The organism is Paenibacillus oceani (assembly GCF_014705615.1).
Lineage (GTDB): Bacteria > Bacillota > Bacilli > Paenibacillales > NBRC-103111 > Paenibacillus_AB > Paenibacillus_AB oceani.
Genome location: NZ_JACXJA010000037.1, coordinates 100,822 through 109,836 on the forward strand (window position 1 = coordinate 100,822; position 9,015 = coordinate 109,836).

Annotated in this window: 7 protein-coding genes; 6 read left to right on the forward strand and 1 reads right to left on the reverse strand. The window is 53.0% G+C overall.

Translation table 11 applies throughout. From position 1 onward, the window contains the following. The first annotated feature begins 229 nt into the window (after nt 1–229). From IDH45_RS24345 to IDH45_RS24365, 5 genes are all read left to right on the forward strand, one after another. Complete coding sequence (locus IDH45_RS24345) at nt 230–1,060, forward strand: M14 family metallopeptidase (protein WP_190930741.1); 831 nt, start codon at nt 230–232, stop codon at nt 1,058–1,060. Continuing rightward, the gene (locus IDH45_RS24350) at nt 1,057–2,877 is read left to right on the forward strand and encodes an FAD-dependent oxidoreductase (RefSeq protein WP_190930742.1); all 1,821 of its coding nucleotides are present in this window, start codon (nt 1,057–1,059) and stop codon (nt 2,875–2,877) included. Before IDH45_RS24345 ends, IDH45_RS24350 begins: the two co-directional genes overlap by 4 nt. A 100-nt stretch (nt 2,878–2,977) precedes the next feature. Further along, nucleotides 2,978–3,820, forward strand: coding sequence for an AraC family transcriptional regulator (locus tag IDH45_RS24355; protein ID WP_190930743.1), 843 nt, complete (start codon nt 2,978–2,980; stop codon nt 3,818–3,820). Nucleotides 3,821–3,972: 152 nt separating this feature from the next. After that, complete coding sequence (locus IDH45_RS24360; RefSeq protein WP_190930744.1) at nt 3,973–5,319, forward strand: ABC transporter substrate-binding protein; 1,347 nt, start codon at nt 3,973–3,975, stop codon at nt 5,317–5,319. Nucleotides 5,320–5,554: 235 nt separating this feature from the next. Next, nucleotides 5,555–5,989, forward strand: coding sequence for an Imm12 family immunity protein (locus tag IDH45_RS24365; RefSeq protein ID WP_190930745.1), 435 nt, complete (start codon nt 5,555–5,557; stop codon nt 5,987–5,989). A 106-nt stretch (nt 5,990–6,095) separates the two neighbouring features. Here the strand turns inward: IDH45_RS24365 and IDH45_RS24370 are convergent, their stop codons facing one another. After that, nucleotides 6,096–6,950 carry an AraC family transcriptional regulator gene (locus IDH45_RS24370; RefSeq protein ID WP_190930746.1) on the reverse strand — a complete coding sequence of 285 codons (855 nt, stop codon included), beginning with the start codon at nt 6,948–6,950 and terminating at the stop codon, nt 6,096–6,098. Between the two features lie 172 nt (nt 6,951–7,122). On the opposite strand from IDH45_RS24370, the gene IDH45_RS24375 reads away from it, so the two are divergent. Continuing rightward, a complete protein-coding gene (locus IDH45_RS24375; RefSeq protein WP_190930747.1) occupies nt 7,123–8,541 on the forward strand; it encodes an ABC transporter substrate-binding protein in 1,419 nt (472 codons plus the stop codon). The last annotated feature ends 474 nt before the right edge of the window (nt 8,542–9,015 follow it).

Below are 9,015 nucleotides of genomic sequence, written 5' to 3' on the forward strand. Positions count from 1 at the left end.
TAAGTTGATGGTATTCTGATGAAGCGCCTTGTGGTGGATGTCGCCAAGGGCGCTTTTTTCATCTGCCGCCGCAGCCGCAATCCAACAGTCCAATACCGGGGGTGATTGTGTAGTTTCGGTAAAGAAGACGAATCTCCATGTTTTCGATTGCTTTCTTCATTTTCAATTCCGGGCGCCTTCCGTATAGTTAGGGCAAACGATTCGTCGTTTGGAAAGGGGGCCGTTACCATTGAAACACATCCCGCTGCTTATTGTCGGCGCGACGTTTGCCGGACTGGGATACTCGAGCGAGTCGGGACCAGAGGCACTGGTCGTCGAGCCGTTCTCACAGCCCGGCCATGAATTTATTAGCAGTTATCGCCCGGGTGAGCAGTGGCCGCGTACAGCCCGGACAGAGGCCGGCGGGCGCTTGCTGGAGGAACTGGAACGCAGGGGAGTGCTGACCGCAGATCGCCGGCTGCATGTTCCTGCTGTGCTGCCGATCGTCTGCCGCTGGATTCGGGAACAACGGCTTCAACTGCTGCTGATGACGCAAATTGTGCGAATCGCTCCGCATCCGGACGGCTATGAAGTGACATTGGCTCATGCATCCGGAATGGAGACGCTTGTAGCCGGGCGTATCGTCGATACGTCGTCAGGCGGCTTGCCGTTGACGGCTGAGAAGGAGACCGCAATCGTCCACAAACGGATCAATGCGCTGCTGCACCGTACGAATCTGGAAGCGGACGCGTCGGTTCCGCTGCCGGAATCGTACGACGAACGTTTGTCGGTTTGCCGCGGACCCTTCGCGTCCGAGGCGATCGCAAGCCTGGAGCTTGCGTCGCATGATGACTGGCCGACAGCCAGACGGAAGCTGTATGCGGCGTGGCTCGGTCGTCCCGCAGCCTGGCAGCCATGGACGATCGCCACCATCGCAGATACGTTCGAACAGCGCGTTGGCAAAGGGCCGGCGGTCATCCGTCCGAATTGGACCCGGCTGCCGTCATGCGTGTATGAGAATTTGCTGGAAGCGCTGGAGGAAGGCGTACTGGCGGCGAGGAAGGAAGGAGGAGACCTATGAAACTGCTGCAATGGATCAACAAGCAAAGCGTGGCGACCGCGGTCGACCAACCGCGATTCGATCGGACGTTTGACGCGATCGTAGTAGGTCTGGGTACGGCCGGATCAGTAGCCGCCATCGAAGCCGCGCGTTCGGGACTGTCCACGCTCGGCATCGAGCGGCAGACGAGCATGGGTGGCACAGGCACCAACGGTCATGTCGCGTATTACTATTTCGGCGACAAAGGCGGCTTGTACGAGCAGTTGGATGAGCGGGCGGCACAGCTCGAGAAGGAAGGCTGCTTCACCGACGGGGCCGGCGTCGAAGCGAAGAAGCTGGCGCTGGAGGAAGCGGCGCTTCAAGCCGGCGTCACGATCGGCTACGAATGTACGCCGATCGGCCTCTACATGGAAGGTGGGACGATTGCCGGCGTCCGGTGGATCGGCCCCGACGGCGTACAGGAAGCAGGCTGCCGCATCATGATCGACTGCTCCGGAGACGCAGAGATTGCCGTTATGGCCGGGTGCACGGCCCGCTTCGGCCGCGGCAGCGACGGGACGACGCACGCTTATTCCAATGTCGTCTCTCTGCTACGCAACGGGAGGGTCAAATCGTTTTATACGGACTCGGGATATGTCGATCATACCGACGCCGCCGAATTGACGGAGGCGCTGCTCGCTTCCGCGACGCTGCCGACGCATTTGAAGCACACCTACAGCGAAAGCGACAGGCTGCTCAAAGTCGCGCCGCAGCTGGGCATTCGTGAAGGACGGCTCATTAACGGTGATCCAACGCTTTCCTTCGAACGGTTTGTCCGGGGCGAATGGACCGAAGAACCGCTGTTTTACGCCTATGCCAATCTCGACAACCATGCCAAGGATATGGCGCTGGAAAGCGACCTGCAGCAGGAATGGTCGGTCGTCAGCGGATTGTGGAGCCTGCGGATCGCCGTACCGGTTCCGTTGGCGGCGCTGATCCCGCGAGGAACGACTAATTTGCTGGTGGCGGGACGCAGTCTGGCGGTCGATCACGATCTCGCCTCCTGCGTCCGGATGAAGCGGGATATGCAGAAGTGCGGCGAGATCGCCGCCAAGGCCGCTTATCTGGCTGTGCGCGACCACACGTCCGTCCGTGAAGTGCCCTATGCCGAGCTGCGCCGGTTGCTGGAGGAGACCGGCTGTGCGTCAGAAGCGCCGGATACGGTTGAATGGATGACCGGACAAGACGCGATCCGCAGCGGGCTTGGCTCCGAGAATCCGGGCATCGCGATCTGGTCGGCAAGGCGACTTGGCGGCTCGATGATCGGACCGCTGCGCGAATGGTGTGTGCAAAAGCAGGACGGCCATCTGCGCAAGCACAGCGCGTTGGCGCTGGCACTGCTCGGCGATGCGGGAGCGATCCCGGTGCTGCGCGAAATGGTGCTGGAGCGCGACGCGTTTCTGTCCGGCACGAGCCATATGTACAGCCAGTTCCGGGCGCATGCGGCCATTTATTTGCTGGGCAAGCTCGGGGACGCGGAGATCGTGCCCGAGCTGGAACGGATCGTTGCGGAGCCTGGCAGCCGGGAGCCGGAGGAGAGCTGGATTCGCAACAAGTTTATCGTGAGCGCCGACGATTACCGGTTTCAGTATGTATCGTACGCGCTGCTGGCGCTGCTGCGTATCGGCGGCCGGCACGCTTCCGTCCGAGAGCGCATTGCCGCCTTCGTTCGGCGCGAGGTGCTGGACGAGTCGTTTCAGGCGCGGTTTTACTTGAACAGCGTACCAGAGTACAAGCTGCCTCACCACGCAACCGCGCAGTTGCAGCGGCTCACATGCGACCAGCTCGCCTCGTGGTAAAATGTACGCAAGGCGGCCGGAAGCGCGGGAATACCCGAGCGCGTAAGTCAACGGCAAGCGGCAGACAGCCGCAGCAGCCTAATTGCGGAGGCGGGACACGATGCAGCATCAGTACGACTTTTGGAACCAGCTTCATTCTCAGGTGTGGTTAATTACGAAACGGGAAACCCCGTTTTGGGAAGAAATGAATTACGCGTTCGGGGAATTTTGCAAAATCCATAAATTGTCGATCGTTTGCGGCGGTTCCGGCCGTCTGGTGTACAACAGCGAGGAAACGGCGTTGCAGCCGGGCATGGCCGTTTATTCGTCTCCCGGCAACGACATTCATTTTATAAGCTCCAGGCAAGACCCGCTTCAATTTTACTCGGTTATGTTTCACTATGCGCTCGTCCGCTGGGAAGGGTGGAACCGCCCATCGCTGCAAGCGGGGAATAGCGGGCATAAGCTGCCGCTCCAGCCGTTCTCGAAGCTTCGTCACGCCAATGCAGCCACCGTCATTTTGCAGCACATGCATACCAGCTGGAACAGCAAAAAGGTCGGTTACGAATGGAAGGTGAATCTGGCTTTCAAAAACCTCCTGTCCGAACTGCTCAACCAGCAAATCCGTTCCAAAGGCGACGAGGAAGCGGCGCTTGCGCTGGTCAATAAAGTGATCGGCTACATTAACGAGAGGTATCCCGAGAAGCTGGACCGCAAAGCGATGGCCGATTACGTCTCGTTATCGCAAAGCTATTTGTCGCTGCTGTTCAAAAAGTATACCGGCTGGTCGCCGGTGCAATATTTGATCAAAATCCGTATGGACAAGGCAAAGGAGCTGCTTCGCGACAGCCGCAAAAGCATCGGCGAGATTGCCGCCGAGGTCGGCTATACGGACCCGTTGTATTTTTCCAGAGTGTTTGCGCAGTACACGGGGCTTGCCCCGAAGGCATACCGCAAAGGATGAAGGCGATTGTGGATTTGCTGGCACGCTCTAGCTCTAGGTAAGATGCAGCTTAACAGGAAGCTGATACCCTAGCCGAAAGCCGGACAAGGCGAACCGGGAATGAGCAGTTATACAGGAATGGACAGATTGAACCGATGGGGGAGTTCCGAGCCATGATGCGAAAAATGAATTGGAAGCTTGTGGGACCTGCTGTTGCAGTCGTAGCAATGGTATCCGGTTGCAGCGGGGGAGAGAGCGGCGGCAGCAAGCCGAAGGCCGCGCCCTCCGACCAAGCGGCTTCAGCGGCAGTCGATTATAATGAAACGGCGGAGCTGACGATCTACGCGAGCAGTTCCTCATTTACCGAGGACATCTTCAAGTCGAGAGTCGAGCGTTATGTCCGCAGCAAGTTCCCGAACTACAAGCTGAACTATGTCAAGCCCGGCAGTATGACTGTGCCGGATATGATCGCTACCCAAAACGTTCCGGACATTTTTCTGTTCGCCCTGCCTGAAATGCAAAAGAATTTGCTGCCTAACGGCTTGCAATATGACTTGACCGAGCTGATCGCCAAGCACAAGGTCGATCTGAACCGATTCGAACCGGGACTGCTTCAGACGTTCCGCGACGTATCGGGCGACGGAAAGCTATTCGGCCTGCCCGAAAGCACCAACCCGCACGTTATGTTTTACAACAAAGACATTTACGACAAGTTCGGCGTTCCGTACCCCAAAAACGGCATGACGTGGGATGAAGCATACGAGATGAGCCGCAAGATGACCAATTTTCAGGACGGGATTCAGTACCGGGGCGTCACGATGTTTTTTCGCACCATGCTGACCAACAACGCGGCGTCGCTGCCGATCATCGACGCCAAAACCGGACGGGCGGCTGTCAATACGGCGCCTTGGAAAACTATATTCGATAATGCCAAGCGCTTCTACGAAGTGAACGGCATGCTGACCGGTTACAAGCCGGGCGACGGCGCAGCGGAGCTGACGGCCTTTTATACGGACAAAAACATAGCGGCTGTTATTTCACCGCTTTCCGCATATACCCGAGCGGGTATGAATGATATCGAGTGGGACATGGTGTCCGTTCCGGTCTCATCCGCGCAGCAAAAGACGGGGCTGCAGGTGGAGCCGAGAGCCTGGTTCATATCCAACACGAGCAAGTCGAAGGAACAGGCATTCCAGGTGCTGCTGCACGTGCTGTCCGACGAGGTTGAGCTGGCCAACAGCAAGTCCGGCAAGACGACAAGCTTGCAAAATGAAACGATCGCCAAAGCGTTCGGCGCCGAGCTGGAGCTGCTAAAGGGTAAAAACACGAGCGCCGCCTTCCACAACAAGGTCGCCCCGAGTCCGCAGGCGCCCGAGCTGGCTACCAATGGCGCGAACTTGCTCAGCAAGGAGTTCGATGCCGTCATTCAAGGCCATAAGGACGTCAATACGGCGCTGCGTTATGCGGAAGAAACGATCAACAAAGCAATCGAAGAGGAAATAGCCAAAACAGGCAAATAAGCATAAACCGAAAAACTTCTCAGAGAACCGCATCTCCCCTGTATTCGCAGCGGATGCGGTTTTTGCATTTATTACATTTTGGATACCTTCAAGGATAAGGAACTGCTTGGCATGGGCAGTTATGCGCAATAGCAGACGATAGTCATCTATGATAATATTTGGTTAATGGGGCAGGACCGGATGAACCCGGTACTCGTCCGGCACGAATAATCGTACATAACGGAGGGGACGCGAGTTGGAGTTCACGATACGAACGATTTATGGCGGTGCCGATAGGGTCACGCCCGCCGTCGTCCAATCGGTGCGCGACATACGACAACGCATAAAAGTTTCTATGCAGGATACCGTGTTTTCCTGCTTGCAGGAAATGGATGTATGCTTATGTTTCAACGGAGATGTTTCGACGTATTATGATAAATCGGGTATATACCAGCCGCTCTTTTATAAAGCAAAAAAAAAATTCATAACTACAATATGCTTCGATGCATCAGAATGGAGCGGAGACCACGAGGAGGACACGAGCACATTTCGCACCTTATTACGGGACTATCTGCTAGAAGCGGGTGCGATCGTAGAAACAAAAGCTTCCAAAAACAAACTGGAATTTGAAAGACTGTTGTTCGATCGGTGTATTCGTAACGCTTTTGGAGACGGCAGCTCTTTAGATTGAATAAAGCAGTAAACCTGGAATGATCGGACGTTTCTTTCATTTCGAAGGATATATGTTCTTGTCCTTGACTACGGGCAAAACATATATCCTTTGCTGGATCAAGCCGTTAATGATGACGGTATTGTTTCGGCGTCATGCCCAACCGTTTTTTGAATATGCTGCAAAAATAGTTAAAGTTCACCCAGCCCGATTTTTCACCGATTTCCTGCACCGATGCGGCCGTTGTTTTCAGCAGAATGCACGCTTGTTTGATACGCCGGTCCGTCAAAAACTCCATAATCGTCTTGCCCGTCGTCTGGCGGAATATATAGGACGCATAATTTGGAGAGATATGCACCGCCTGGGCTAACGCTTCAAGCTGAAATTCCTGCTCATAATTTTCGTTAATCCACCGGATCATTTTCGCTACAGTCGGTTCGGCGGCCTGTTTTTTCTGCTTCGATACCATTCCTGTTTTCCATAACGGATACAAGTAGTGAAATACGTTAACGAGAAACAGCGCATTGCCCTCCATCTGGTTATAGAAAGGATACCGCTGCAGCCGTTCGTAATTTTCCCGGAGAAACTGCTCGAAGTTTTTCCAATCCGGCACATATTGCACTTGGGAGGTCGATGTATCGCTGCAAATGTAGTCATGAAATTCGCGCAGCTGCGGAAACGCTTTCAAATTCTCCGAGAGATAGTTATGCTCATACTTCATCAGCGATCGGATATAAGGTTTTCCGGGGCCGATCTGCATTTGCAAATAATGCGGCTGGTACGGTTTGAGGAAAATCAATGTACCGGGCTTCACTTCAAATATGCTCTGCTCCAGAATGAGCTGACCGGAACCTTCATGTACAAATATCATTTCAATACCGGGATGGAAATGAAATAGCTGCTTGAAATACCGGGAGTTGTCAAAAAACATATCGAGCTTAACCGGGGCGTCAATCAGAAACGGGCAATGTTCAAAAATCAACATAATTCCTCCGATAACATTCGACGTATTTTATTAGCATTTTACCATAAGAAATTGCAACTTTGATATACCGCATTTATGATATTCTCAGGTTGTAGGGTTATAATCGATTTATGGATAGAGCGCTTACAACTCCAACATATGCGCTCAAACAAAAAGGGAGGCGTCGAGAATGGGTAACAAGAGAACTACAATCGAACTTGCGGAGAGTCGCGCAACAAAAAACGACAATAGGCGCACAGGTGTTAAATTAGCAAAGTTCGCCAAAAACGCTGCAATATTCGGACTGCTCGCCGCAGTAGCGTCAGCTTGCTCGGGCGCCAACACCGGAGGGAGTACGACTGCAGGGACGGCTGTTGGGACGACTGATAGCGGCAAAGTCCCGGAAGTGAAAAAGAAAGAGCCGGTCGATCTAGTCTTCTTCCAAACCTCAAGCGGTTGGACGGAAGCCATGTTTATGGAACAGTATGGGGACGCGATAAAAACAAAATTCCCCCACATGAATATTAAATTTATTCCAAGCGCGAAGACGACCGATTTGATTGCAAGCGGAACGACTATTGACGTATTGTTTTCATCAGTCGGACATATTCATGCGCATCTGATTGCCAATAACATGCAGTACGATATGACCGAGCTGATCAAAAAGAACAATTATGATTTAAACCAATTAGAGCCTTCAACGGTTGAGCTTATGAAAAAAATCGCAAATGGCGGAATGTACGGACTGCCGGTTACGAATACAGTTAGTGTACTTTCCTATAATAAAGATTTGTTCGACAAATTCGGTGTCAGCTATCCGAAAGACGGAATGACATGGGACGACACCTACGAATTAGCCAAGAGGATGACAAGGACCGAAGGTGGCGTAAATTATCGCGGATTGGTAGCCTCGGTGGAACACATCGCTCAGACGAACCAGTTCTCCGCAGGTTATGTGGATCCTAAAACGGATAAGTCTTTGTTTGCGACGAATGAAAACTGGAAAAAAATCGCGGATAATCTCTCTCGTTTCTATAAAATACCAGGAAATGAGGTCGATTCCAAGACTGGCGTCCTACTAGCGCAGGTGGATGCATTCCGAAAAGACTTGACAGTAGCTATGATGGCTCACCTTGCTATCCCCGATAAAAAGGATGCCATAAAAAATTGGGACATGGTCAAGCTCCCGGAATTTAAAGAGCTTCCCGGTGTTGGCTCGCAACCTTATCCGACCTATTTCGACATTACTTCGATGAGCAAGCATAAAGATGAAGCGTTTGAAGCGATCGCCTTCTTAACGTCGGAAGAGTTCCAGTTGAAGCTGGCGAAGCGCGGAGACGTGCCTGTTCATAAGAGTCAAGCCGTACGCAACGCTTTCGGGCAAGAAGTGGAGCACTTGAAGGGTAAAAATATTAAAGCGCGGCTTCCGGAGAAGCTGGCCGAACCTATGGCGATGACAACTTATGATGCTCAAGCAAAAACAAAATGGGTGACCCACATGAACCAATTGATCACAGGAACCGGAAATGATGATATCAATACACTGCTGAGGAAAGCGGCAGAAGAAGCGGATAAAGACATAGAGACGATCAAGGCATCGAAAAAGTAAGCGTTTACTCATGAAAGCAACGCGCAAGTAATGATTCCATCCGCCCGCCCAGAGTTGGTCTAAAATCGTTATAACGAAACGGTCCATAGCGGGAAACGACATCGTCCAGTATACTAAAAGTATCCTGCAAGAAGGGAGCGTGATGGAATTGAACATGCAGACAAAGGTGATTTCGGTTTAACGACCGACCTGCGTCGGTTCTGTTGAACCGATTGAGCCCAAAAACAACCGCCGCGGCATTGATGCTGCGGCGGTTGTTTTGCTAGACAACCCGATTGAGGGCGGGCGGCTGTAGCTAAGGCACTCCTTCCCTCTCACGCACCAACGCCTGGGTTTGCACGTCAAATGACCGTCCGGACGCCTTTGCCGGACGCTTTTTCATTGTAACTCACATTCCGCACCCCTACGACTCTGAAAATGGCGAATTTTGGTGTATGCTAGAGTCATAGAATCGAGAGTCGGGTCGGGAGCGGA

Excerpts from the sequence above, each read along its gene's own strand:
- IDH45_RS24355 (WP_190930743.1), top strand. The coding sequence starts at position 2,978 with ATGCAGCATCAGTACGACTTTTGGAACCAGCTTCATTCTCAGGTGTGG.
- IDH45_RS24350 (WP_190930742.1), top strand. The coding sequence starts at position 1,057 with ATGAAACTGCTGCAATGGATCAACAAGCAAAGCGTGGCGACCGCGGTC.
- IDH45_RS24360 (WP_190930744.1), top strand. The coding sequence starts at position 3,973 with ATGATGCGAAAAATGAATTGGAAGCTTGTGGGACCTGCTGTTGCAGTC.
- IDH45_RS24375 (WP_190930747.1), top strand. The coding sequence starts at position 7,123 with ATGGGTAACAAGAGAACTACAATCGAACTTGCGGAGAGTCGCGCAACA.